The sequence below is a fragment of the Roseibium aggregatum genome (assembly GCF_017309185.1).
Lineage (GTDB): Bacteria > Pseudomonadota > Alphaproteobacteria > Rhizobiales > Stappiaceae > Roseibium > Roseibium aggregatum_B.
In genome coordinates this window covers 1,252,319-1,278,698 of sequence record NZ_JAEKJZ010000001.1, presented here as the reverse complement: position 1 = coordinate 1,278,698, position 26,380 = coordinate 1,252,319, and the positions used below count along the sequence as shown (strand labels likewise).

The 26,380-nt window shown below is 60.9% G+C and carries 21 protein-coding genes; 16 read left to right on the top strand and 5 right to left on the bottom strand.

The annotated features are described in order from the left end of the window. Positions 1-72 precede the first annotated feature (72 nt). Positions 73-2,766, bottom strand: a complete 2,694-nt coding sequence (locus JF539_RS05530) for an SH3 domain-containing protein (RefSeq protein WP_207139326.1) — start codon at positions 2,764-2,766, stop codon at positions 73-75. Between the two features lie 231 nt (positions 2,767-2,997). On the opposite strand from JF539_RS05530, the gene JF539_RS05525 reads away from it, so the two are divergent. Beyond that, the gene (locus JF539_RS05525; protein ID WP_207139325.1) at positions 2,998-3,402 is read left to right on the top strand and encodes a hypothetical protein; all 405 of its coding nucleotides are present in this window, start codon (positions 2,998-3,000) and stop codon (positions 3,400-3,402) included. Positions 3,403-3,563: 161 nt separating this feature from the next. On the opposite strand, the gene JF539_RS05520 is transcribed toward JF539_RS05525, so the two are convergent. Beyond that, the gene (locus JF539_RS05520; protein ID WP_207139324.1) at positions 3,564-4,274 is read right to left on the bottom strand and encodes a GntR family transcriptional regulator; all 711 of its coding nucleotides are present in this window, start codon (positions 4,272-4,274) and stop codon (positions 3,564-3,566) included. A 223-nt stretch (positions 4,275-4,497) separates the two neighbouring features. Here JF539_RS05520 and JF539_RS05515 point away from each other — a divergent pair, with 223 nt between their 5' ends. From JF539_RS05515 to metG, 7 genes are all read left to right on the top strand, one after another. Continuing rightward, complete coding sequence (locus JF539_RS05515; protein WP_207139323.1) at positions 4,498-5,652, top strand: LLM class flavin-dependent oxidoreductase; 1,155 nt, start codon at positions 4,498-4,500, stop codon at positions 5,650-5,652. Continuing rightward, a complete protein-coding gene (locus JF539_RS05510) occupies positions 5,652-6,542 on the top strand; it encodes an aldo/keto reductase (RefSeq protein ID WP_207139322.1) in 891 nt (296 codons plus the stop codon). Before JF539_RS05515 ends, JF539_RS05510 begins: the two co-directional genes overlap by 1 nt. A gap of 178 nt (positions 6,543-6,720) precedes the next feature. Further along, positions 6,721-7,311 (top strand): TRAP transporter small permease, encoded by a 591-nt coding sequence (locus JF539_RS05505; RefSeq protein WP_207139321.1) that lies wholly within the window; start codon positions 6,721-6,723, stop codon positions 7,309-7,311. Beyond that, positions 7,311-8,600: a TRAP transporter large permease gene (locus JF539_RS05500; RefSeq protein WP_207139320.1), complete on the top strand. Its 1,290-nt coding sequence runs from the start codon at positions 7,311-7,313 to the stop codon at positions 8,598-8,600. Before JF539_RS05505 ends, JF539_RS05500 begins: the two co-directional genes overlap by 1 nt. A 44-nt stretch (positions 8,601-8,644) precedes the next feature. Beyond that, entirely contained in the window at positions 8,645-9,685 is a 1,041-nt protein-coding gene (dctP, locus tag JF539_RS05495; protein ID WP_419247676.1) for a TRAP transporter substrate-binding protein DctP, read from the top strand. 87 nt (positions 9,686-9,772) lie between these two features. Then, positions 9,773-10,768: a YeiH family protein gene (locus JF539_RS05490; protein WP_207139318.1), complete on the top strand. Its 996-nt coding sequence runs from the start codon at positions 9,773-9,775 to the stop codon at positions 10,766-10,768. 151 nt (positions 10,769-10,919) lie between these two features. Continuing rightward, a complete protein-coding gene (gene metG / locus JF539_RS05485) occupies positions 10,920-12,440 on the top strand; it encodes a methionine--tRNA ligase (protein ID WP_207139317.1) in 1,521 nt (506 codons plus the stop codon). 187 nt (positions 12,441-12,627) lie between these two features. Here the strand turns inward: metG and JF539_RS05480 are convergent, their stop codons facing one another. Further along, a complete protein-coding gene (locus tag JF539_RS05480) occupies positions 12,628-12,915 on the bottom strand; it encodes a YciI family protein (RefSeq protein ID WP_207139316.1) in 288 nt (95 codons plus the stop codon). 22 nt (positions 12,916-12,937) lie between these two features. Beyond that, a complete protein-coding gene (locus JF539_RS05475; RefSeq protein WP_207139315.1) occupies positions 12,938-13,522 on the bottom strand; it encodes a TetR/AcrR family transcriptional regulator in 585 nt (194 codons plus the stop codon). Between the two features lie 533 nt (positions 13,523-14,055). On the opposite strand from JF539_RS05475, the gene egtB reads away from it, so the two are divergent. Together egtB and egtD are read left to right on the top strand one after the other, a co-directional pair. Further along, positions 14,056-15,315: an ergothioneine biosynthesis protein EgtB gene (gene egtB / locus JF539_RS05470; RefSeq protein ID WP_207139314.1), complete on the top strand. Its 1,260-nt coding sequence runs from the start codon at positions 14,056-14,058 to the stop codon at positions 15,313-15,315. After that, positions 15,312-16,259 (top strand): L-histidine N(alpha)-methyltransferase, encoded by a 948-nt coding sequence (gene egtD / locus JF539_RS05465; RefSeq protein WP_207139313.1) that lies wholly within the window; start codon positions 15,312-15,314, stop codon positions 16,257-16,259. The genes egtB and egtD overlap by 4 nt, the downstream gene beginning before the upstream one ends. 60 nt (positions 16,260-16,319) lie before the next feature. Here the strand turns inward: egtD and JF539_RS05460 are convergent, their stop codons facing one another. Further along, positions 16,320-16,946, bottom strand: coding sequence for a LysE family translocator (locus tag JF539_RS05460; RefSeq protein WP_207139312.1), 627 nt, complete (start codon positions 16,944-16,946; stop codon positions 16,320-16,322). Between the two features lie 268 nt (positions 16,947-17,214). On the opposite strand from JF539_RS05460, the gene yghU reads away from it, so the two are divergent. The 6 genes from yghU to JF539_RS05430 all read left to right on the top strand — a co-directional run bounded on the left by yghU (position 17,215) and on the right by JF539_RS05430 (position 26,203). Then, positions 17,215-18,060, top strand: a complete 846-nt coding sequence (gene yghU, locus JF539_RS05455; RefSeq protein WP_207139311.1) for a glutathione-dependent disulfide-bond oxidoreductase — start codon at positions 17,215-17,217, stop codon at positions 18,058-18,060. 412 nt (positions 18,061-18,472) lie between these two features. After that, positions 18,473-20,056, top strand: a complete 1,584-nt coding sequence (locus JF539_RS05450) for a Re/Si-specific NAD(P)(+) transhydrogenase subunit alpha (protein WP_207139310.1) — start codon at positions 18,473-18,475, stop codon at positions 20,054-20,056. Positions 20,057-20,068: 12 nt separating this feature from the next. After that, on the top strand, positions 20,069-21,502 hold the full coding sequence (locus tag JF539_RS05445) for an NAD(P)(+) transhydrogenase (Re/Si-specific) subunit beta (protein WP_207139309.1): 1,434 nt from the start codon (positions 20,069-20,071) through the stop codon (positions 21,500-21,502). A 242-nt stretch (positions 21,503-21,744) separates the two neighbouring features. After that, a complete protein-coding gene (locus JF539_RS05440; RefSeq protein WP_207139308.1) occupies positions 21,745-22,092 on the top strand; it encodes an Hpt domain-containing protein in 348 nt (115 codons plus the stop codon). 19 nt (positions 22,093-22,111) lie between these two features. After that, on the top strand, positions 22,112-23,428 hold the full coding sequence (locus tag JF539_RS05435; RefSeq protein WP_207139307.1) for a diguanylate cyclase: 1,317 nt from the start codon (positions 22,112-22,114) through the stop codon (positions 23,426-23,428). 111 nt (positions 23,429-23,539) lie between these two features. Beyond that, entirely contained in the window at positions 23,540-26,203 is a 2,664-nt protein-coding gene (locus JF539_RS05430) for an ATP-binding protein (protein WP_207139306.1), read from the top strand. The last annotated feature ends 177 nt before the right edge of the window (positions 26,204-26,380 follow it).

Below are 26,380 nucleotides of genomic sequence, written 5' to 3'. Positions count from 1 at the left end.
GGCATTGCCGCCGGCTCAAGTCCTCCGGAGGCCTCTCAACCGGGTGCGCAGCCGCCTCGTCGCAAAACGCTGTTATCTGCGCCGACCTCCCCCGCCGCCGCCCCGCCGCTTCGGAGCTCGTTGCGGTTTGGACCGGTTGACATTGCGCTGCCGGTTGACCTGACGGTTGCCGGCATTCCGCGCTCTTTGGTCCCTGCTGATGTGTGACGGAGCCTTGGGCCGGGCCGCGGGTCTCGTAGCGGGCCTTTTTTGCGCCGGTTTCTGCGCGGCGGGCCGTTGCGCCGGGCGCTGCGCACTCGGCTTGTTCGGACGCTGCACATTGGGCTTGGCCGGTCTTTGCGCGGGACGTTGAACGTTTGGCCGCTCGACACTTGGCCGCTGAACGTTCGGGCGCTGGCCCGCCGGCAGGTTCGCGGGGCGCTGGACATTCGGACGCTGGCCCGCGTTGGGCCGGTTCTGCAGCCTGTCCCCGGCCGGGCGGTTCGCCAGCGCCGCGCCGCCACCGATAGCCGCGCCCGCGCCGATCGCCGCGCCGGCACCCAGATCGCCAAGGCGGTTCTGAATGGCATCGCGCGAAGGCGCATCCACATTGCCCCAGCGGCCGCCTTCGAATTTCTGCCACTTCTCGCCGTCCCGGCGGTAGACCGCGCCGTCCCGACCGGCGAAGACATCGCCGCGCCGGTCCAGATTGGCCACGCGTCCAAGATTTCCGTCCTGTTTCCAGCGCTTGACCGCACCGGCCTGCAGGTCGCGGGTCCGGGACCATTGCGGGCCCGACACGACCTTGCCGCCCCAGGAGCCGTAAATGCCCCGTGCGCCGCCGATGGTCACCCGGTTTCCGGTGCGCGGGTTATAAGCGGTGATAAAACCGGCGCTGCCGCGCGGACCGCTGATCGCCGCCCCCCGGATATATCCGCCGGTGCGCGGATTGTAGATACCGCCGCCGGCAATGCCCCGGCGTGGGCCGTATGCGTAGCCGTAACGGCCATATGTCCCGCGAATGGGATTGTAAAACGCTCCGATGCCATAGGTTACCGGGCGCGGGAAGTAGATCGGCCTGAAGCCCGGCCGGTACCAGGGCCGGTAGTAGTAGCCCGAACCGTAGACAAAGACGCCCCAGGCGAGGAAGCCCGTCAGATAGCCCATGGTATAGCCGTACCACACGGCTCCCGGCTCCGTTTCGTAAACGCGCACATAGGTGGTGTTGTAGACCGGAGAGGACGGCGGGATCGTGTAGATCTCGTCCGGGACGGCGGTCGCGACCTCGAACGGCCCTTCCGGGCTGTCGCCCACGAACCAGACCCCGTCCTGAAGCACGTAGTATTTCGCCCCCACCTGAATGACCTGGTCGTTGGTATTCACCGCATAGGACATCGACGTGCCTTCGATCGGTTCGAATTCCGGGTCGCCGGCATAGGCAATGTCCGCGCTGACGGAACCGACTTCCACCCGCGCCGTCGTCGGAATGCTGGCCTTCAGCCGGGCCTGCTCGGCTTCCGACGTACCCGGGATCGAGGAGAGGACGGAATAGTAAGGCGCATCTTCGGGAATGTTCTGGAATTCGGGAGGCAACTGAGGCGTGGTGAATTCCCAGGGCCCCGCATCGAGCGACTGAGACTTGAACCAGCGCCCTGAAACCAGGATGTACCAGGTGGACGTGGTTTTGAGGAAGAACACGTCGCTTTCCGTATTGGACGCCCACTCCAGATCTGTGGTTCCGACCGGCTCCAGTCTCGGCTCGCCCTCAAAGACGATCATTTCCGCCGGTTTGTCGGAGTAGACCACTTTCGGCGGCTTGTTGTCCGGGAACGGCTCACCAGGGATCGCTTCCCTCGTTTCTTTCCAGTTTTCGTCGTCCGGCAACGAGGCGATCAACTCCGGCAGCGCCGCTACCGGTTCCCAACCGGTGGCGACATCCGTGGTTTTCAGCCAGGACTTCTCGTCGCGCAGGTAAAGCTCTTCCGTTTCGTCGACCTTCAGGACATCCCAGTTGGTGTTGACGACAAAGCTCAGGCCCTGGACGCCCTTGACCGGCGCGAAAATCGGTGCGCCATCGGTCTGCACGAGGATCGAGGGTTCTGTCGTCACGAAAATGGGCGGCGCCTCCGAGTTCAGGCCCTCAACGTCGTCCATGCGCTGGTATTCGGCCAGGCCCGCGGTGATCCGGTCTTCTTTCACGGTGATCGTTCCGGTCGGCATGATCTTGCCGACCTGTAGCGTGAGATCCGTCAGCGAGGCGCGGTCGAGCGAGGAGAAGTCCAATTGCGTCACCTGGATGTCGCTGACATCGACTTCGCCGTTTTCAGTGTCCGCCACGGTTTTCCCTGTGACTCCGATCACTCCGAATACCGGCTTTGCGTCTTTATCTTTGATGTACTCGGCGGCAACGAGCGCATCCAGGGTCTTGAAATTGTCCCACTGCGTGAATTGCGGCTGATATAGGACGAGCGTAGCTCCGCCATCGGTCTGGAATGACCGCGGCCAGCCGGTTTTCTCCTCCTGTTCGGTCAGTTCAAGATATCGGCCACTCACGAATCCGTTCTGGCCGTTGTAACTGACAGAACACCAGGCTCCGGTGTCGTCGCAGTTTTCCAGCTCCACCTGGCTGCCGTTCGGGACGGTACCCAGGGAGCCATAGCCGGTACCCGGCCCTTGGCGGAAGTTCACGTTCGCCGTCGTCACCGCGGGGGCAGCAAGCGCCCCGTTCACGAGAACGGTCTGGGAAACCAGAACCACTGAAAGAAGTACGGATAAAGTTTTGCGCATCGGGCCCTCCCGGTTGGCCTGAAATGCTCTAAACGAAGCGTTGCGGACGCAAGGACAGACAGGCCTCCGCAGCGTTCACGGACAATACGCTCCTGAGCGTGTGAGAAGGCTGCACACAAACGGCACAAATGTCCAGCACGACAACCGGAGGTACTGGACCCAACGTAAAGCGTCATTCTCGCCTAAGAATGACAATCTTGAAGAAATATGCCCAAGAAGGGGAAATTAAAGATGCTGAAACGAACGCTAACCATGGCTCTGTTCCTGGCGGTTTCGGGAATGTCCGGCTTCGTGCCAGAGTTGACCTCATCGGAGGCTCGCGCCGAGACTTTCTTCTGCGAGAGCACGCGCACGCCAAACGGCGATGCGAAATACTGCAATTTTCTGCTGTTCGACCAGAAATTCAGACGTCATCAGCAAGTTGTCGTTCCCAAGGGCGGGCGCCGCGACGTCGCGATCAACGGCCGCTACAACGTCTTTTGCGTTCTCGTTCAGAACCACAGGGGCGTGCCCGACAATATCGCGTACCGCAAACAGCAATGCCGGAAGTCCGACACCGGGCGGAATTATCAGGCGCCTATCAAGGACCTCAACATGAGACGCGGACGCGATCCTTTCAGCACCTGGGCCAATTAAAGCCCGCGGCCGAAGGCCTTCCTCTGATCGGGAAAACCGGCCCGTTCCTCGCGATCAACCATACCGCCAGAAGGGCGTTCCGCGAAAGAACGGTTGCAGCGCGGATTGCCGGGCCTCAAATCCCGGTTCCGCCGCACGGTCATCCTGCCGCCGGCCGCCCGCTATTTCAGGCGCTGGACATAATGGGCCTTGCCGGTATCGAACCAGGTGCGTGAAAACTCGATCGGCTCTCGCTTTTCAGTCCAACTGAAACGCTCGACAAATCCGGTTACGGTTCCCGGCGCGACGGGAAAGATGTCCGGCGACCAGTCCGGCACCTTTGCAATCGTTACCCTGTCTTCGGCACGCTTGATCCAGAAACCGAGATGTCTTTGATAGAATCGGTAGAGGGAATCCGACAGAAGATCCCGCCGGACTGTGCCCGCGTCGCCATCGAGCCAGATTTCCTCGACAGCGATCAGGACATCGTTGAGATATCTGAGACGCCTTATGCGCGTCGCATCCGCAGCCGTCCCGAAAGACGGCAGGTCGTCAGTTTTTTTCATGCGGTTGACGCTCAGTATGTCCGCCCGCGGAAGACCTCCACCCGACAGCAGTTCGAGGCGGAACATCGCATAGACGCTCTCATGCGTCGCGCCGTGGCGTATGTAGTTGCCGGAACCCTGCACCCGCTCCAGCAAGCCTTTTTGCGTCAGATCCGCCAACGCCTTGCGCAAGGTGCCAACCGAGATGCCCAGCTCCTCCGCCATGTCCCGTTCCGGCGGCAGCCGCTCTCCCTCCATCAGCCGCCCGGCGGCGATATCCCTGATCAGCAGCTCACTGACCTGGACGTAAAGCGGCAGCGCTTGAGATGCCTGCGAAGTGGCTGGCATGTCGACAAACTTCCCGTTCATGACAAATTGCTATACTATTGATTTACATCAATTCGAATGATATTCAAGAGATGTCCTTACGTAAGCCAACCTACGAACATCGTTCAAACGCTCGAAAGCAGGCGTTCGCCTTCATGCCGCAAGGTTTATCGGCGATCGAAACGCCGGTCAGCTTTTCAACCGGCATGGCGATGTTCAACGGTGTGGATCAGGGAGGCAGTTCATGACCGTTGTCCCGGTGAGCTCTCCCGACCTGGACGCCATAGAAGTGTCCTGGTTCGCGGCCCTTTGCTCAGACGATTATCAATTCCTCGGCGTGCCGGACGGGCATTTGAGGTCTTCCTGGGAGCATTGCAGCGCGATTGTGAAGACCGCCGAGGCCCAGGGTTTCCGAAATGTCCTGTGCCCGTCCTCCTACCAGGTCGGACAGGACACGCTCGCCTTTATCGCCGGCTGCGCGCCAATCACGGACAAGATCAATTTTCTGGCCGCGGTCCGATGCGGCGAATTGCAGCCCATCATGCTGGCGCGCACCATCGCAACGCTCGATCACATGCTGAGGGGCCGGCTGACGGTCAATGTCATTTCCTCCGACTTTCCCGGCGAACAGGCGGACAGCGCCTATCGCTATCGCCGGTCGCGCGAGGTGGTGGAGATCCTGAAGCAGGCCTGGACACGGGACGAAATCGACTTCGAAGGCGAGATCTACGCCTTCAAAGGCCTGACAACCGACCCGGCCAGGCCCTATCAGACCGGCGGCCCGCTGCTTTACTTCGGCGGCTACTCCCCTTCGGCACTGGACCTGTGCGGCCGGCACTGCGACGTTTACCTCATGTGGCCAGAAAAGATCGAACAGCTTGAGGAACGGATGAAGGCGGTCAATGCGGAGGCCGCGCGCCATGACCGGACCCTCGACTACGGCCTGAGGGTCCACATGATCGTGCGCGATACCGAGAAGGAAGCCCAGGAATACGCCGACTACATCGTTTCCAGGCTCGACGACGCCCAGGGAACGGCGATCCGCGAACGGGCCCTGGACGCGCATTCCCTCGGTGTAAGCCATCAGGCCAGAAGCCGCGAACTGGCGGATGAATTCGGCTACATCGAATCCAACCTCTGGACCGGGGTCGGCCGGGCCCGGTCCGGGTGCGGCGCGGCGCTGGTCGGGTCCACGGACCAGGTTCTGTCGAAAATCGAGGCCTACCGGGCCATGGGCATCCGGGCGTTCATTTTCTCCGGCTATCCGCATGAGGAAGAGGCGAAGCACTTCGGATCCCGCGCCTTGCCGAGTCTGAAGACCTGCTCGCTGCCTCATGTCTACGGCCGCGTTCCGGCTGAAACTCCGGCCACACCACTCGGAAATGGAGAAAGACGCTGATGGAACGGGTCAGACTGCAGGGCACCCTGGAATTTTCCCGGCTGATCTACGGAATGTGGCGCCTCGACGACGACCGGGACACGTCACCCGCCCATGTGGAGAAGAAAATCCAGCTCTGTCTCGATCAGGGCATAACCACGTTCGATCAGGCGGACATTTACGGCGGCTACCGGGCGGAGAGCGTTCTTGGCGGTGCGCTGAAGGCCAACCCGTCCTTGCGCAACCGGATGGAAATCGTCACCAAATGCGACATCGTCGCACCCGTCGGACGATATGCCGGTGCGAAGGTGAAACACTACGACACCTCCCGCACCCATATCGAACAGGCGGTCGAAACGTCGCTTTCGGACATGGCGATCGATACAATCGATCTGCTTTTGATCCACCGGCCGGACCCACTGATGGACCACCAGGAGACAGGTGCGGCGCTCGACGGTCTCATCCAAAGCGGCAAGATCCGCGCAGCCGGGGTTTCCAACTTCCGGCCCTGGGACTGGGAGTTGCTTCAGTCCGCCATGACACACCGGCTCGCGACCAACCAGATCGAGATCTCCCTGAAGGAAATCGCGCCATTTACCAATGGAGACCTTGCCTTCCACCAGCGTCTTGGAACGAGCCTCATGGCGTGGTCACCGCTTGGCGGCGGCTCCCTGATGAGCGAGACGGGCAAGCTCGGCACCGTCATGGACGAGATCGCGGGCGACTTCAGTGTCGAGCGCTCCGCCGTCGCGGTCGCCTTCCTGCTGGCGCATCCCGCCAAGCTGCTGCCGGTCATGGGCACCAATAATCTCAACCGGATTTCCAGGCTGTCCGATGCCTTCAAGGTCGTACTGGACCGGGAAAACTGGTTCCGGCTTTACGAGGCAGCGCTGGGACAGGAAGTTCCTTGAGACCTGCGCGGAACCGACGGAAAGCAGTTCCTCCGCGTTGGCCGTGCGGAACTGCCGCTCCTGTACCTACTCCCGGCGAACATTTTTTTCCGGGCAAACCGGAGCAAATCACTTCACAATAGGAACGGAAGATGGGATGACCCATCCCGTTCCAAAAAAACACTATCGGGAGGGCTTCATGGGCATTTTGCTGGCGGTTCTGGCCCCGCTTGCTTTCGTCAACACGCAGCTCCTGCGAAGCGGCCGCGCCATCGGTGTGGTCGCCATTGCCCTGATGGTCGCCGCCATCCTCACCCAAGTGGTGTTCCGCTATGTTTTGAACAATGCCCTGCCCTGGCCGGACGAAGCCGCGCGTTTTTGCATGCTGTGGATGACCGGGCTGATGGCCCCGACCGCTTTTCGCCGGGGCGGGTTCGTCGCCATCGACATGGTCGGACATCTCCTGCCCCGCTTTCTCGGTGCGCTCCTCTCCCTTCTCCTGCTGTTCATGTCCCTAACGGTGCTCCTGATGGCGGTCCGGATCGGCTATCTTGAAGTCACCGGTTTCAGCGGCAAGTTCGCGACCGCCTCGCTTTATCTGCCGGGCAGCCTGACCTTCAGCGACTGGGTCCGGGTCCCGCGAAGCTGGATGATGGCCTCGCTGCTTGTGGGCGCCACGCTTCTGGTGCTGGTGAATGTCGAGCTGATCCTGCGCGGCCTCGTCACCTGCCTCGGCGGCGACGACAGGTTGCCGGCGATACCGGATGCCGATCTGGCAGGGGCCGACTGATGCTGGTCTGGTTTCTTCCCGTCTTCCTCGTCCTTCTGATCATCGGGCTGCCGGTGTTCTTCGGCCTTCTGGCGGCCCCCGGCCTGCTTCTCTGGCTGAACGGTCAGGACCGCGACATCGTCCTTCTTTACCGTAACGTCTATAACGGCATAGACAGTTTTCCTCTTATGGCGATTCCGTTCTTCATGCTTGCCGGAGAGCTGATGAACAAGGGTGGCATCACCTTGCGCCTGGTGGAATTTTCCCAGGCTCTCATGGGCCACCTCAGGGGCGGGCTCGCCCATGTGAACATTCTGTCCTCCATGCTGTTCGCGGGTCTCTCCGGGTCGGCGGTGGCCGACGCCTCGGCCCTAGGGTCCATGCTGATCCCCGCCATGGAGAAACAGGGCTACACCCGACGCTTCGCGGCCGCCGTGACCGCAGCCAGCGCCGTGATCGGACCGATCATTCCGCCGTCGGGCATCATGATCATCTATGCCTATGTCATGGGCGAGAGCGTCGCCGCGCTGTTTCTGGCAGGCATCGTGCCCGGCATCCTGATCGGTCTCGGGCTGATGCTCGTGGTCCGGTTCCTGGCCAGCAAACACGACTTTCCGGTGGCGAGCCGGCGCCATTCCTGGAACGAGCGCGGCCGCGCATCCCTGAAGGCCTTTTTCCCGCTTCTGACACCGGTCATCATCCTGGGAGGCATTCTCGCAGGCATCTTCACACCGACAGAAGCGGCCGCCGTCGCCGTGGCCTACGCGCTCATACTGGGGCTTTTCGTGCTGCGCTCGCTTTCCCTCTCCGACCTGCCTGGCGTTTTCAACCGCGCGGGCATCACCTCAGCCATGGTGCTTCTTCTGGTCGGGGCCGCGATGGCCTTCAAGACCGTCGTCAGCCTGAGCCATGCGCCGGAAGGTCTGGCGGATTTCGTTCTCGGTCTGACGCAGAACCCGCTGATCCTGCTGTTCCTGATCAACCTGCTGCTTCTGGTCGTCGGCATGTTTCTCGACGCCGGGCCGGCAATCATCATTCTCGGGCCGATTCTCGGGCCGGTATTCACCTCCATGGGGGTCGACTCTCTCCACTTCGCCATCATCATGAGCGTGAACCTGACGATCGGGCTTGCCACGCCGCCGATGGGTCTGGTGCTTTTCGTCGCGGCTTCGGTTTCCAGGGAACGGGTTGAAACCATCGCCAAAACGGTCCTACCCTTCCTCGCCGTGGAAATCGCCGTGATCTTCCTGATCACGTATGTTCCGGCCCTTTCCATGACGATCCCGCGCCTGACCAGATTTGCCGACTAAAACGACCACATAAGGGAGGAAATGAAATGCTCAAATCCGTAATGATGGCGGTTGCCGCCGTAGCGGTGCTGTCCAGCGCCGTCACAAGCACGGCGGCCGCCGACTTCACCTTGCGTGCAACCGCCAATTCCAACGAGAATGACGAAGACTACGACGGGCTTGTCGTCTTCAAGAATTACGTCGAGGCCGCCTCCAACGGCGCTGTCGCCGTCGAACTCTTCATCGGGACCCAGCTTTGTTCCAATGGGGCCGAGTGTCTTCAGGGCGTGGCCGACGGATCCATCGACATCTATATCTCCACTTCCGGCGGCGCGGCCGGGATCTTTCCATATGTGCAGGTGCTCGATCTGCCCTACATGATGTCCGACGACCGGATCGCGGAACATGTTCTCTCCGGTACCTTCACCCGGACCCTGCGCGCCATGGCCCTGGAGGACAGCGGCAACGCCATCCGGCTGATGACTGTAGGCAACACCGGCGGCTGGCGCAATTTCGCCAACACGAAGCACCGTGTCGCCGAGCCGGCGGACCTGGAAGGCCTGAAGATCCGCACCGTTGTAGCCGACCTGCCGCAGGAACTGGTCAAGGCGCTCGGCGCCGCGCCAACCCCGATCCCGTGGCCGGAACTGTTCACCTCCTTCCAGACCGGTGTGGTCGAGGGCTCCAAGAACGGCATCACCGACATCATGAACATGAAGTTCCCCGATGCGGGCCTGAAATACGTCACCCTCGACGGCCACGCCTACATGGGCGCGCTGTGGTGGATGAACAACGAGAAGTTCCTCTCCCTGCCGGAAGACCTGCGGCGCGTGGTCGTCGACGGCTTTTATGCCCTGCAACAGGCCACCTTCGCCTCGCCGAAACGCAAGTCCATTCAGGCTTATGAGGACTTCGTCGCGGACGGCGGCGATCTTTACGTGCCGACGCCGGAGCAGAAAGCCGCCTTCAAGGAAGCCGCCACGCCGGTCTATGACTGGTTTCGGGAAAACGTCGCCAGGGGCGGGGAAATCTTCGGCGCTCTGGAAGAGGCCGTCGCGGAAGCGGAAACCGCCGTCAACGCCCAGCGCGACGCGGATCTGAACTGAAACAGACTGGAACTGACATGCTGTCCCGGCCCACGAGCCGGGACTTCTTCTTACTAAACCACACACGCACCGAACCCAGGACATAGAATGGTCAGCGCACTCAAGGACCGGGCCCGGGAGCTGTTTCCGGGCGTCGCCATTGCCGGCCTCGTTGCCATTGCCGCCCAGTTCCTGAACGAGCATTACGGTGCGCCGGCCATGCTGATGGCGATCCTGCTCGGCATGCCGCTCAATTTCCTTTCCGACGAACCGCGAACGACCGAAGGCATCGCCTTTGCCGCGAGAACGTTGCTCCGGATCGGGGTCGCCCTTCTCGGCGTGCGTATCAGCGTGGAACTGGTCCAGACCCTCGGCCTTCCCTTCCTGCTGCTCGTGATCGCCGGCGTGCTGGCGACCATCGGCTTTTCACTGCTGATCGGCCGTTTCTTCGGCAAGGACCGGCTGTTTGCCTTTCTTTCCGGCGGAGCGGTGGCGATCTGCGGCGCATCAGCCGCCATGGCCATCGGTTCGATCCTGCCCAAACGCGAGCACGCGGAACGCGACCTCGCCTTCACCGTGATCACGGTGACGGTGCTCTCCACGCTTGCCATGATCTTCTATCCGATCCTGACGGGCGCTCTCGGTCTTTCCCGGGACGCGACCGGCGTCTTTCTGGGCGGCACGATCCACGACGTGGCGCAGGTGGTCGGCGCCGGGTTCTCGATTTCGGAGGAAACCGGCGACCTCTCCACGCTGGTCAAGCTGATCCGGGTGACGATGCTCGCCCCGATCGTGCTCGCCGCCGCGCTGATCCTGCGCGGTCACACGGAACCGGGCACGGCCCGGCCTCCCCTGATGCCCGGCTTCGTCGTCGCCTTTCTGGTGCTCGCCGCCCTGAATTCCTTCGGACTGATCCCCGAAACGGTCAAGGATCTCGCCGGTCAGGTCTCCCGCTGGGCGCTTCTGGCGGCGATTGCCGCCGTCGGCATGAAGACCTCGATCCCGAAACTGCTGGAGGTCGGCGGACCGGCGATCTGGATGCTGGTCACCCAGACGGCGTTTCTGACGCTGTTCGTTCTTGGCGGGATCTGGGTGATGGGGTGACAGGGCAACATTGAAGCTCCAAACTGTTCCACGGGGCTTTTCTTGAGCCTGTGAGTGTGAAATATAGCTCGCACCGTCTTTGGCGAACGTTGAAGCCCGCCGGGATAAACCGACCTGACTTCCGTTCTCCCGAAACTTCGAAAGCCTTTGGATGAAAAGTTACATCACCACCCCGATCTATTACGTCAACGGTTCTCCGCATATCGGTCACGCCTTTACTTCGATCATGGCCGATATCCTGAAACGCAACCGCCAGGCGCTGGGGTATGAGCTGATGCTGTCCACCGGCGTCGACGAGCACGGCCAGAAAAACCAGGAAGCCGCCGCCGATCTCGGCATGCCGGTCGAGGAGTTCCTCGACATGCGCTGCAAGGAATTCCAGGGCGTCTTCGACCAGCTGGGCGTGGCTTACGACTATTTCGTACGCACCAGCCGCGAGGGCCACAAGACGGCCGTCGCCGGCATGGAACAGTCGATCTTCGACAAGGATCTGATCGTCAAGAAGAACTACACCGGCACCTACTGCAAGGGCTGCGAGGAGTTCAAGAAAGAATCCGATCTCACCGAGGACGGCCAGTGCCCGCTGCACCCGACCATGAAGGTGGAGCAGACGGAAGAGACCAACTACTTCCTGAAGATGGAACCGTTCCGCGAACGGCTCTTGCAGCATATCGCCGACAATCCGGATTTCGTGCAGCCCGAGGCGTTCAGGAACGAGCTGAAACAGATGCTCTCCGAACCGCTGGAGGATCTGTGCATCTCGCGGCCGAAGACCCGCGTGACGCTTGGCGTCGAACTGCCTTTCGACACCGACTTCGTCACCTATGTCTGGTTCGATGCGCTGACCAACTACCTGACCAATATCGGCTGGCCTGAGGACGGCTATGCGGACTGGTGGGCGGAATGTGAACACCTGATCGGCAAGGACATCCTGAAGCCGCACGGCGTCTACTGGCCGATCATGCTGATGGCCGCCGGCCTGCCGCTGCCGAAGAAATTGTCCGTGCACAGTCACTGGGTGGGCGCCGGCGGCGTCAAGATGTCGAAATCCATCGGCAATGTGGTCGACCCGGTCGAGGTCATCGAGAAGCTCGGCGTCGACGCGCTGCGCTGGTATCTCGCCCGGCACATGCGCGCCGACAGCGACAGCCAGATCTCCGTGGACTTCATCACCCAGACCTACAACACGGAGCTGGGCAACAAGATCGGCAACCTGCTGTCGCGGGCCGCGAAGTTCTCCAAGGCGCGCTTTGACGGCAAACTGCCCGCGCCCGGCCCGCTTTCGGCCGAGGACGAGGCCATCCGCAAGGCGGTTCTGGACGCGACCGAAGGCATGGGCAAATGGATCAGCCTTGCCGAGATCCCGGCACGGCTGCAGTCGATCATCACGGTCGCCGACGACATGAACAACTATTTCGCCGAGCAGGCCCCCTGGGACCTCATCAAGAACGAGGAAACGCGGGAACGCTGCCAGACGGTGATCTATGTGACCCTCGATTGCCTGCGCGTCGTCATGGAAGCTCTGACACAGGTCATTCCGGGTTCCGCGCAAAAGGCGCTGAAAATGCTGAACGCGCCGGACGTCGCCTGCCCCTGGAAACCGGAACTCGACAAGCTCCGGGGCGACGGCGACCTCGGCGAGATCGAGACGCTGTTCCCAAGGGTTCAGTAGGCGTTCTGTCAACTCTGAAAACTTTGAAGCGCCCGGTTTGCGGGGCGCTTCGGATTACCGGTAAACACCGTGACGTCATTCCGGACAGCGGGCCGCAAAGCGGCATCGCGTGAGCCGGAACGACGGTCAAAAGGGGTGTTGGCTGTCTGCGCGCCCCGTTTCCGGGGCGCTCTGCCTTGATGAGAACTCAGGCCGCCAGGAACTGGAGGCGGTCGTCGAGACGCGCCGGTTCGATTTCCAGAATGTCGGCGCTCACCACGTTTTCCCGAACGAACGGGTCTTCTCCAACGAAACTCGCCAGCTCCGCGCGCGTGGCGTTATGCGCAAGGATGCCGCCGCCCGCGTTGGGCTGGAGGCTTCCGACCATCAGGAACAGCCCCTTGTCGAAGCCCTTGGCGATCCAGGCCTTGTGGGCCTGCATGAGCTCCGAGGCACGGGCCTTGTTTTCCGAAAAAGTCAGGGTCACAACAAACATTTCCATCTCTCCGTTTTTAAGCTCATGTTTTCGCCGCGCGACCGGGGACCAGCCCGTCCAGCCAGCCGAGGATCTTTTCGACTTCCCGCGTGATGTACTCTTCGTCCTTGAATGCCTGAGCAAGTGTCGCAACACCCTGGCTCCAGCCGAGGACATGAAGGGCGTAGTCTTCCGCGCGGGCTTCGTGTCCGAGGTCAATGAACTGGCGGATGAGCCAGTCGCGAAACAGCGCCATGATCGCATTGGCCTTGTTCTTCGAGGGATGCTCAAGCTTGGCCAGTTCCGCCGTCAGCGTGCCCACCGGACAGCCGTAGGCCATGATCTTCGCCTGGTTGACGATCACGATCCTGATGAAGCAAGCGATGCGCGCGGCCGGGCTATCCGAGGTTTCGTCCCACCTGGCGAGAAGCCATTCGCGGTCCTCCAGCCGTTTTTCGATCACCGCGTCGAGGATCTCGTCCTTGGTCTTGAAATGATAATAGAAGTTGCCGCGTGAAATGTTCACGGCCGCCGCGATGTCCGCGAAGGATGTTTGCGCATACCCATGGCCGTAGAACAGCTCGTCCGCCGCGTCGACGATCTGCTGCCGTGTCGCTCTTGCCGCCATCTTCCCTTCCTCGACGTTTCCAGCCCGCTCGGCGCGCTCGCCTTTAGGACATTTGACCTAATAGAATTAGGACAATCATCCTAATTGCGCAACACCTGATTTTGGCGACGGCGAAATTGTTCAGCCGTCCGCAAATCCCGGAAACAAGGGACCTGTCCTGAACGGTCGGGTCCCTCACGCCAATGTGAAGCTCATCCACTGACAATCCTGACAAGGCGTTGTCAGGAAGGCTTTCCTATTTCTCTCAAGGTGCGGAGGTGGACCGCTACCCTCGCCGAATGCCCCAATCCGCGCGGGAAACCAACGGATTGGGATCTCTTCATCACCTGAGAGCTGAAAATGTCACTTTTCAAAACCGAGCCTGGAACAATCAACACTTCGGGAGCCCCGCCTTTGCCGGTGCGTTTTCGCACGAGCCCGGTGCAATTCCCCGCATTGGAATTTCTCAAACGGTTCTTAAGTCCTGTCCGCACGGCAGCTCACCCTGGCCTTGCCGTGCACGGAATGCCCCCTTCCCGCATGGAGGAAGCGAAATGACAATTGTGAACGAGCGGGCGGCCCCCGTCTCCGCGGTCTCGGACCTTTTCGAGTTGACCAGAGCCCAGACGTTATCCCTGGTCTCCCCCCTCAACGACGAGGACATGGGCCTTCAGTCCATGGAGGACGCCAGCCCGCCCAAGTGGCACCTGGCGCATACCACATGGTTTTTTGAGGAGTTCATTCTCAAACCTTCCCTTCCCGGCTACCAGCCGAAGGACGACCGGTTCGCGGTCCTGTTCAATTCCTACTACGTCCAGGCCGGGCCCCGGCACACCCGCTCCAAACGCGGGCTCCTGTCCCGGCCGACGGTTCAGGAGGTCCTGAGTTACCGCGCCCATGTGGAGGATGCGCTTCGGGAAGGCCTGACCCGCAATGCCTTCACACTGGAAGACACCCGGCTGGAAGAGCTGATAACGCTGGGATGCCACCACGAGATGCAGCACCAGGAGCTTCTGGTCACGGACCTGCTGCATGCCTTTTCCTACAACCCGCTTCTGCCGGTCTACCGCGACCCCAAGCCGGTCGAAGTAGCGAGTACACGGTTCGAGACCTGGACCAGCCACGATGGCGGCCTCGTTGAGATCGGCCATGACGGCGACGGCTTTGCCTATGACTGCGAAGGCCCGCGCCACAAGGTCTGGCTGGATCCCTACAGGCTTTCGGACCGGCCGGTGACCAACGGCGAGTGGCTCGCCTTCATGGAGGACGGCGGCTATGCCTCCCAGACGCTCTGGCTCATGGATGGCTGGGCCGCCAGGGAGAAGAACGGCTGGGACAGCCCGCTCTACTGGTGGCGTCAGGACGACGGCTGGTGGACCTACACCCTGCAGGGACCGCGTCCGGTCGACCCCGCCGCGCCGGTCGTTCATGTCAGCTACTACGAGGCGGAGGCCTTTGCGCGATGGGCCGGTCACAGGCTGCCCACGGAAGCGGAGTGGGAAGCCGCTGCGGAGACAACCGCGATCGAGGGTAATTTTCTGGAAACCGGTGCTCTCATACCGCTCGGCCGGCAGCCCGGTCTCTGGGGCGATGTCTGGCAATGGACCTCGAGCGCCTTCTCGCCCTATCCGGGTTTCACCCCGCCGGAAGGCGCCATCGGCGAGTACAACGGCAAGTTCATGGTCAACCAGATGGTCCTGCGCGGCGGATCCTGTGCCACGCCCAAACGCCAGATGCGCACCTCCTACCGTACCTTCTTCTATCCCCATCAGCGCTGGCAGATGCTCGGCCTCAGACTGGCGGCAGATCAATGAACAAACACGTTTCTTCCTTCTCCAAAGACGACGCCTTCGAAACCGATATCCTGACCGGCCTTAAGGCGCCGCAAAAGACCATCTCGTCCAAGTGGCTCTACGACGACGTCGGCTCGCACCTCTTCGAGGCCATAACCGGGCTGGACGCCTATTATCCGACCCGGACCGAGCTCTCGATCCTGGAGCAAAATGCGAAGAAGTACCTGCGTCTGCCGGGTGCGCACGGGGCGATGGTCGAACTCGGCAGCGGCTCGAGCCGCAAGACAAACGTTCTGCTCAGCGCCTTTCAGGATCTGTCGGTCTATATGCCGGTCGACATCTCCGCCAACCACCTGAAGGAGGCGGCCGAGAAAGTCCGCCGGGCCTATCCGTCTCTCGCCGTGGTGCCGGTCACAGCCGATTTCACCGGGCCGCTGGACCATCTGCCGCTCCTGCCGGAACTGCCGGTCGTTGTTTTCTTTCCGGGTTCGACCATCGGCAATTTCGAGCGCGCCGAGGCAGCGCAGCTCCTGCGCAACATTCGCACCGCGATGCCGGAGGCGACCATGATCGTCGGCGTGGATCAGCCGAAAGACGAGGCGATGCTCATCGAGGCTTACGATGATCCGGCCGGGGTGACCGCCGCGTTCAACCAGAACCTCCTGCAACGGCTCAACCGGGAACTCGGCGCCACCTTCGATCTCGAGACCTTCGCCCACGAAGCGGTCTGGAACACGAAGGAAAGCCGGATCGAAATGCATCTGGTCAGCCTGCGGTCACAGGAAATCACCATCGGCGGAGAAAGGGTCTCATTCCGGGAAGGTGAAACAATCCACACGGAGAACTCCCACAAATACAGCGAAGAGGCCTTTACCGAAATCGCCGGCCAGGGAGGCTGGCGGGTGCTCGACCGGGATACGGACGAGGGCGGACTGTTCTCGGTCTATACGCTGCAGGCGGTTTGACCGCCGAGGAAGCGGCTGTTCCCGGTGATGCCCACCGAAATTCGGAGTTGCCTTGTCCCCTCACCGCTCCGCCACCGCCAGCCGCAGCGCCAGACCGACAAAGACCACACCCGCCAGCCGATTCAGCCAGATCTGCGCCTGGGGTGAGCGTTTCAGGACATCGCCAAGCGCCCCGGCGCTCAGGGCGATGCCGCCGAACACCAGGACGGTCGCCAGGATGAAGAGCCCGCCAAAGAGGAGGATCTGAACCGGGACGGAACCGCGCGCGGGATCGGCGAATTGCGGCAGGAAGGCCAGAAAGAAGAGCGCCACCTTCGGGTTGGTGACGTTCATGACGATGCCGCGCCGGTAAAGGCTTGCAGGCGGAAGCTCCGCGCCCTTTTGCGTGCTCAGGTCACTCTTGCCCGCCCGAAACGCCTGAAAGGCAAGGTAAAGCAGATAGCCCGCGCCGACGATCTTCAGCAAGGTGAAAGCAAGTTCGGACGTCTTGAAGATGGCGGCGACCCCGAGCGCGACCGCGCAACTGTGAACGACGAGCCCCGTACACAGGCCCAGGGTCACGATCAGCCCGGCGCGCCGGCCGTAGAGGGCGGACTGGGTCAGGACGAAAAGATTGTCCGGACCGGGCGCAAGGCCCAGCGCAACGGCAGCGGTGAAAAAGACTGTCAGGATGTCGAATGGAATCAAGGCTTCCTCCCCGGGAGAGATCGACCGTCCGACAACGTGCCGGACGCCGTCAAGTCCTGTTTGCCCCGGCAGACAATCTTGCCCGGCGGCGCGTCCGGCAGGAACAGACCATCTCGCATGCCTGACACTTTAATTTTATGAGGCCGCCCCCTAGCCAATCGGGCAAGCAGGTTCTATCTAATCGTAAGATTGCGATAATATCTATATTTCACGATATAGGAATATTGCCGACCTCGTCCTGCCAGTCCAGTTTCGGAGACCGATCCACATGAGCGAAACGACAACCTACACACCGCCCAAAGTCTGGACCTGGGAGCAGCCCAGCGGCGGCCAGTTTGCCAGCATCAACCGCCCGGTTTCCGGAGCGACCCATGAAAAGGACCTTCCGGTCGGCTCCCATCCGCTGCAGCTCTATTCGCTGGCGACGCCAAACGGCGTCAAGGTCACGGTCATGCTCGAGGAACTCCTGGCGCTTGGCCACGAAGGGGCCGAATACGACGCCTGGCTGATCCGGATCAACGAAGGCGACCAGTTTTCCAGCGGCTTTGTCGGAGCCAATCCCAACTCCAAGATCCCGGCGCTGGTCGATCATTCGACCACGCCGCCGACACGCGTCTTCGAGTCCGGCTCCATACTTCTTTATCTGGCCGAAAAATTCGGCGAGTTCCTGCCAAAGGATCCGGCGCAGCGAACGGAGACCCTGAACTGGCTGTTCTGGCAGATGGGGTCCGCTCCCTATGTCGGAGGCGGCTTCGGCCATTTCTACGCCTATGCACCGGAAAAGTTCCAGTATCCGATCGACCGCTTCACCATGGAGGCCAAGCGTCAGCTCGACGTCTTGGAAAAGACCTTGGAGACGCGCCCCTTTGTGGCCGGCGACACCTATACCATCGCTGACATCGCGATTTTCCCCTGGTACGGCGGGCTGGTCCTCGGGCGGCTTTATGACGCAGCCGAGTTTCTGTCGGTCGACGACTACAAGAACGTCAAGGCCTGGGCGGAAAAGATCGACGCTCGCCCCGCCGTCGCCCGAGGCCGCAAGGTCAACCGGGTCTGGGGCGAGGAAGCCGACCAGCTTGCCGAGCGCCACTCCGCTGCGGACCTGGTGGCATAACCCGTGGAAGATACTGCGGAATAAAGCACAAAAGGCGGCGATCCCTTCCACAAGATCGCCGCCCTTAAATTGTTCAAGTTTATTTTTTAGACAACTTCACCGGATATTTATCCGACGAAAGCCGAAAAGACTAGTTTCGGCACCCTTTGAGTATTTCCCCGCAAAAAGCCCCACGACCAAAGTCGCAAATTCTCAAATCGGGATACCGCCTGCATCCTGAAAACGCACCGGCTTTGACCAATGGCTAGGATATACGGCACAAATTCCTCCTGAAACGATCTTGTCATAAGTAATTTTTTCGTTTCTATAAATACCGACATTTGCAAAGTTCAGGCAAGCTGGCGGCCCCGTCGAAATTTGCCCGGACGCCGCATCGACAGGCCCTTCCCGGTCACCATTCTTGGAGCGACAAATGCCAGAAGCCCTCATAGTCGGCGCACCGAAGGAAACCTTCGCCGGGGAGGCCCGCGTGGCGATGACCCCGGATTCCGCGAAACAGCTACAGAAACTCGGTTACACCTGCCTCATCCAAAGCGGCGCCGGAAAGGCCGCCGGCTTTTCCGACGAGACCTATGAGGCCGCCGGCGTCGAAATCGTCAAGACCGCCCCGAGCCTCTGGAAGAAGGCCGATATCATCACCAAGGTGCGTCCGCCGCAGGACAAGGAACTCGGTTACCTTACCTCAGGCAAGACCCTGATCTCCTTCTTCAACCCGGGCGGCAACGCGGATGGTCTGGAGAAGGCCAAGGCTTCAGGGGCCAATGTCATCGCCATGGAAATGGTGCCGCGCATATCGCGCGCGCAGAAGATGGACGCCCTTAGTTCGATGGCCAATATTTCCGGCTACCGGGCCGTGATCGAGGCCGGCAACAATTTCGGCCGCTTCTTCACCGGCCAGATCACCGCTGCCGGCAAGGTCCCGCCGGCAAAGGTGCTTATTGTCGGCGCCGGTGTGGCCGGACTTGCAGCCATCGGGACGTCGACGTCTCTCGGCGCCATCACCTATGCCTTCGACGTGCGGCCGGAAGTGGCCGAACAGGTCGAATCCATGGGCGCGGAATTCGTCTATCTCGACTTCAAGGAAGAACAACAGGACGGTGCGGCGAGCGGCGGTTACGCCAGCGTCTCCTCGCCCGAGTTCCGCGAGGCCCAGCTTGCCAGGTTCCGGGAACTGGCCCCGGAGATGGATATCGTCATCACCACCGCGCTGATCCCGAACCGCGAGGCCCCGAAGCTCTGGCTGGAGGACATGGTCAAGTCGATGAAGCCGGGATCGGTGATCATCGATCTGGCGGCCGAGCGCGGCGGCAATGTGGAAGGCACGGTCAAGGACGAAAAGGTGGTCACCGAAAACGGCGTCACCATCATCGGCTACACCGACTTCCCCTCGCGCATGGCCACCCAGTCCTCAAACCTCTACGCCACCAATATCCGGCACATGATGACGGATCTGACGCCTGAAAAGGACGGACAGGTCGTCCACAACATGGAAGACGACGTCATCCGCGGCGCAACGGTGGCTTTTGAAGGCGAGATCACCTTCCCGCCGCCACCGCCCAAGGTTCAGGCCATTGCGGCGAAGCCGAAGGAAAAGCCGAAGGAGTTGACACCGGAGGAACGGCGCGCGCAGGAGCACGCCGCCTTCGTGGCGCAGACCAAGCAGCATGTCAGCCTTCTGGCCATCGGCGCCGTCCTGATGATGCTGGTGGGCCTGATCGCCCCGGCCAGCTTCATGCAGCATTTCATTGTCTTCGTGCTTGCGGTCTTCGTCGGCTTCCAGGTGATCTGGAATGTCAGCCACTCGCTGCACACGCCGCTGATGGCGGTGACCAACGCCATTTCGTCGATCATCATCCTCGGAGCCCTGATGCAGATCGGATCCGGGTCCTTCCTGGTGATTCTGCTGGCCGGTCTCTCAGTCTTCATGGCCGGGATCAATATCTTCGGCGGTTTCCTCGTCACCCGGCGCATGCTCGCCATGTTCCAGAAATCCTAAGGAGGCCGAGCGATGGAATTCGGTTTCACAACTGCCGTCTACGTTGTCGCGGCTGTTTTGTTCATCCTCTCGCTGGGCGGCCTTTCGGGGCAGGAAAGCGCGAAACGCGCGGTCTGGTACGGCATTGCCGGCATGGCGCTGGCGGTCGCGGCCACGCTGATCGGGCCCGGCTCGGGCCTGTGGCTCCTGTCGCTCCTTCTGATCGCGGGCGGCGGTGTCATCGGCTACTTCGTCGCCATGCGCGTGCAGATGACCGAAATGCCGCAGCTGGTCGCCGCAATGCACTCGCTCGTCGGACTTGCCGCCGTGTTCGTCGGCTTCAACGCCTATATCGAGCTCGGCCGCGTTCTGGCCATGAGCGAAGAGGAACGCCATGCGCTTGACGGCTTCGCCGCCCTGCTTGCCCACAAGACCCCGGTCGAGCAGTCGATCCTGAAGGTCGAGGTCTTCCTGGGCGTGTTCATCGGCGCGGTCACCTTCACCGGTTCGGTCGTCGCCTTCGGCAAGCTCGCGGGCAAGGTCACCTCCAAGGCCGAGAAACTGCCGGGCGGGCACATGCTGAACGCGAGTGCCGCGATCCTCAGCCTCCTCCTCCTGATCCTGTTCCTCAACGGGGCCGGCATCTGGACGCTGATCCTGATGACGCTTCTGGCCTTCTTCATCGGATATCACCTGATCATGGGCATCGGCGGCGCCGACATGCCCGTGGTGGTGTCGATGCTGAACTCCTATTCGGGCTGGGCGGCGGCCGCCATCGGCTTCTCGCTCGGCAACGATCTCCTGATCGTCGTCGGCGCGCTGGTCGGCTCCTCCGGCGCAATCCTCTCCTACATCATGTGCAAGGCGATGAACCGGTCGTTCATCTCCGTGATCCTCGGCGGCTTCGGCAACACAACCGGCCCGGCGATGGAAGTCGAAGGCGAACAGGTCGCGATCGACGCGGAGGGCGTGGCTTCCGCTCTCAACGAGGCGGACAGCGTCATCATCATTCCGGGCTACGGCATGGCGGTCGCCCAGGCCCAGAACGCGGTGTCCGAACTGACCCGGAAGCTGCGTATGGCCGGCAAGGAAGTCCGTTTCGCCATCCATCCGGTCGCCGGCCGCCTTCCCGGCCACATGAACGTACTCCTGGCAGAAGCCAAGGTGCCCTACGACATCGTCATGGAGATGGACGAGATCAACGACGACTTCCCCGATACGGACGTCGCGATCGTCATCGGCTCCAACGACATCGTCAATCCGGCGGCCCAGGACGACCCGAACTCGCCGATCGCCGGCATGCCGGTGCTCGAAGTCTGGAAGGCAAAGCAGGTCTTCGTCCTGAAACGCGGCCAGGGTACAGGTTATTCCGGCATCGAGAACCCGCTGTTCTTCAAGGAAAACACGCGCATGTACTATGGCGACGCGCGCGGCAGCATCGACGCGCTTCTGTCCATCGTGGATTGACGCAACTGGAAAGCAATCCAGGAAGCCGCCCCGGGCAACCGGGGTGGCTTTTTTGGCACCAAACCGGCCTGACGGCCAATGCAAGCATCGCGCAAAAGACAATGTAAAAATTACCTTGCCTCGCGAGCAATTCCTTTATTTTATTCTATTTTCATTGTCATAAAATACAGTATATTTGCTCAATAAAAGTTTTTTAATAGGTTTACTGGAAAATTTCCCTCATTACGCTAGGTGAGGAAAAGATGTCCAATACGCTTCAAGCCAAATCCGCTCAGCTGGTGGCGGCCTTCGAGAAGCGCCTCGATCACGACAAAAGCGAGTTGCTGACAAGTGCGGAGTTTGCCTCTCAAGGGTACGAGGACTCCGGCTTTGAAATTGTACGCTACATCGCGCACCGCATTGTCGGCAGCGCCCGGCTGTTCGGCTGCCAGGACCTGACCGAACCCGCAAAGCGCGTCGAACTCCTGATCGAGGAAGGGGCGGACATCGGTGCGATCATGCAGGCGGTGAACGCTCTCGTCGACATTATCGACCGCACCCTCGCCGACGGAATTCCCCATCCGGACTGGATCAAGTCCGACCTCCCCTGAGTTCCCGACAGGAAACGGCATGGACGCACTGCGAAAAGAAGTCCGGACCAGCATCCTTCCGGCTCTCCGGATCGGGGAACGGCACGACACCGAAGACGCGTCCGCCAACAAGACGATCCTCGTGGCCGATACCGAAGAAGGGTTCAAGGAGACCAGCAGGCTTCTCGGCGGGCTCGGCTTCAACGTTCTGCGTTTCGAAAAAGGGCGCGACCCGGCGAACTGTATCGTTGCCCTGATCAACCCGGACGTGGACCCGGGCCTTGAAATCTGCCGGGGACTGAGCCGCCGGTGCAAGGTTCTCATGACCACCAACAACCGGGACTTCGAATTCAAGGTCGAAGCCGTGCGCATGGGAGCGCAGGGATTGCTGCCGCGCCCCATGAATGCGGTAGAAGTCTTTTCCAGCCTTGAGGAAACCCGCAAGACCGATCTGCCGGACGCGCGCGTTCTGATCGTGGACGACGACGAATTGTCGGCATCCGTTTATGCCATGGCGTTGGAGGACTGCGGCTTGCGCGTCGCCGCGCTCGCCAACCCGTTGCAGGCCGATTCCGTCATCGCCGAGTTCCGGCCGGACCTGCTGATCATGGACATCGACATGCCCGAAGCAAACGGTCTTGATGTCGCCCGGGCAATCCGGCTCGATCCCGCCTTCACCTCCCTGCCCATTCTGTTCCTGTCTTCCATCAACAAGAAAGACCTGCAGAACGAGGCCCGCGAGATCGGCGGCGACGACTTCATCATGAAGCCGGTGGATGTCGGCTATCTGGTGAAAATGGTGCGCATGCGCGCCGCGCGTGCCGTCGAACTCGGTCAGATCATGGCGCGCGACGGGCTTACCGGCCTCATCAATCACGTGAGTTTCAAGGAAAAACTGACGACGGAACTCCATCGCACGGCCCGGTCGAAGGCCCCCTTCTCCGTCGCGCTTCTCGATCTGGATCACTTCAAGTCCGTAAACGACACTTACGGCCACCAGACGGGAGACAAGGTCATCCAGACCTTCGCAACGCTTCTCAAGAGCTCCTTGCGCAACGTCGATGTCGTCGGCCGCTACGGCGGCGAGGAATTCGGTGTCATTCTGCTGGATGCAACGCCGGAGCAGGCGGCGGCGACGATCGACCGTATCCGGCATGAGTTTCAGAAAGTGGAATTCACCAGCGGCGACGACTGTTTCCATGTCACGTTCAGTTGCGGTCTTGCCGGCTCGGATGATGCCGCCACCGGCGAAGCACTGCTTACGCTCGCCGATTGCGCGCTCTATGAGGCCAAGGCTGAAGGCCGAAACCGCATCGCGCGGCACCTTTCCCTCAAATCGAACAAAGCCGAGGTCTGACACATGGGCGGGTCGGACCCTCTAGGTCGAAAGGAAGAGGTACCGGCGTCGGCAGGACGGCAGACTGCGGAGACCGGCGTTGTGCACCGGGGCAGCCTCAAGAGGCGGATCATGCTCCTGACCGCGTTTTGCGTCGCCCTTTCGACACTTACGATCGGCTCGCTGTCCTTCATGCGGATTCGGACCGAGACCCTGGATCTGGCGGAAGCCAAGCTTGCGGCGGAAGCCCGCCTTCTCTCCCAACGGTTCACGCTCGGTTACCGTCTGATCGCCCGCGACCTCAAAACCGTCAGCAAGAGCCCTCCCATCCAGGGTCTGATCCGTGCGCTGGAGAACGGCGGCATCGATCCCCTGGACGGCTCCACGGACATGCTCTGGCGCGCGCGCCTTGCGACAATCTTCGGAGCGGCTCTTCAGGACCGACCCGAGTACTTCCAGTTCCGCTATATCGGGATCGCGGACCTGGGACGCGAACTCGTCCGGGTGGACCGGTCTCCCGGCGGGTTCATGAGTACGGACCCAAAAAACCTCCAGCAGAAGGCGCTCGAGCCGTATTTTACCCAGGCCCGCGAGGCCGGAACCGGCGAGGTCGTGTTCTCCGAGGTGACCTACAACCGTGAATACGGCCTGCGCGACAAAAGCCAGACACCAACGCTTCGCGGCATGCTGCCGATTGACGGACCGGATGGAACCCGGTTCGGTTTCCTCATCATCAATGTCAACTACGAACAGATGCTGCAGACTGCCTTCGCGGAAATCGATCCCGGCCTGCACACCTTCGTGGTGAACGGCTCGGGCGACTACATGGAGCACGACGTTGCCCAGGACAGGCAAGCGCCCTATCGCCTGCAGTTGCATTCCGACCCGGTTCGGCAAACCCCGGAAATCGTCAAGAGCGCTTTCCGCTTCGAGGCCACGGAAGGGCTTCTCTACACGGCGGACGACGTCGGCTACTACATCCGGGACATGGAGGAGTTTCAGGAGGCGTCCGCCAATCTTGGGGTTATCGTCCAGGTTCCGAAGAACGACTGGTATGCAGCCGCCGTCAAGACGCGCAACGAGGTTCTGACAATTGGCGCGCTGATCATTTTGTTCAGCACAGGCCTGGCCGTGGTGGTGGCCCGCACGATGATGCAGCCATTGGCGGATCTGGCCAGAACGGTCCGCGAGACCGATGCGGGAGACAGCCTGGACAGCCTGCCGGCCGGCCGCAACGACGAAATCGGCGACCTTGCCGAAGCCATTCAGAGCCGGACCAGGGAACTCATCGAAATCCGAAATGCCGAACTGAGCGAGAGCCGGGCGCATGCTTCCGCCATCGTCAACAACGTGATCGACGGCCTGATCCTGATCGATTCCGACGGAACGATCGAACAGTTCAATCCAAGTTGCGAGAGAATGTTCGGTTACAAGGCCAAAGACATCATTGGCCGGAACGTCAAGGTGCTGATGAAACCCGAAGACGCCCGGCATCATGACATGTTTCTTTCCCGGTTCCAGGCCGGACAGGGCGGAAAGTCGATCGACCTCATCCGGGAACTGGAGGCGGTCAACAGGTCCGGCCGCGTTTTCCCGATCGAGTTGGGGACGAGCACCGTCACCGTTGATGGCAAGGCGAAATTCAGCGGTGTCATCCGCGACATCAGTGAAAGGCAGGAGATCGACCGCCTTCGCCGGGAGTTTGTCTCCACGGTCAGCCACGAATTGCGCACACCTCTGACATCGATTCGCGGTTCGCTGACCCTGATCGACTCGCTTGCCACGAACAAGCTGCCGCCGAAAGTAGATAAACTGCTGATCATGGCGCAGAAAAACACCGAGCGCCTGATCCTTCTGGTCAACGATATCCTCGACTTTGAGAAATTGCGCGCCGACAAGGTGCATTTCAACATGCAGCAGCAGAGCCTTGAACGGGAGGTTCGGAAAGCCATCGACCTCAATCAGGGTTTCGCCGAAATTTCCGGGATTGCACTGAAAGCGGACTTCACGCCGGAACCGGTCGAGGCCCTGCTGGATACGGACAAGTTCCAGCAGATCCTGAGCAATCTGATCTCAAACGCGGTCAAGTTCTCCCAATCTGACGGTACCGTGACCGTTCGCACCCGCACCGTCGGGGAACTGGCCCGGATCGAGGTCGAGGACCGGGGAACCGGCATCCCGGAGGATTTCCGCGACCGCATATTCGAGCCCTTTTCGCAAGCCGACGGCAGCTCGAGCCGCAGCAGAAGCGGGACCGGCCTGGGCCTGAACATCACCAAAGGTTACGTAGAAGGAATGGGCGGTGAAATAGGCTTTGAAAGCGAGACCGGCACGGGAACGACCTTCTGGATTCAGTTTCCGAAACTGAAGGAAACCGGTGTCTCTCTGGGGCAACCGAAGCCCGGATACACCCAGGGCCGCCTGCTCGGACTTCATCTGGAAGACGACCCGGATTTCTATGTCGTCCTGGCGAGCGGCATGGATGGCGAACTGGACATGCTGCATGCAAGAACAGTCGCCGAGGCCCGCGAACTGCTAGGGAAATACACTTTCGACATCGTCATCCTCGACCGGATCCTGAAAGACGGTGAAGGTCTGGACGTCATCGAGGACATTCCGGATCCGGAAAACACAAAGATCGTCGTCGTGACATCGGTCGATGAAAACGTCCAGCACATCCACGTCGACGAGACCATCGTGAAAGCGAAGACCCCACCAGGCCGGTTTGTTGAACGGTTCGCATTTCATGTGGACGATCTGAAGGAAAAAAAGATGAAAAAAGCGGGAGCCGCCTGATCGAAATCAATTATAAGGAGCAAAATCCGACTTCACACGTCTTTTGCAGAATCGAGTTTCGATTACTCACAATGAAACCGCATGCAAAACCACGAAACAGAAATTTATATCTATAAATTTTGCACCAATATCGACATTTATTACGATAAATAAAACCAATAAATTTTATTTAACTTT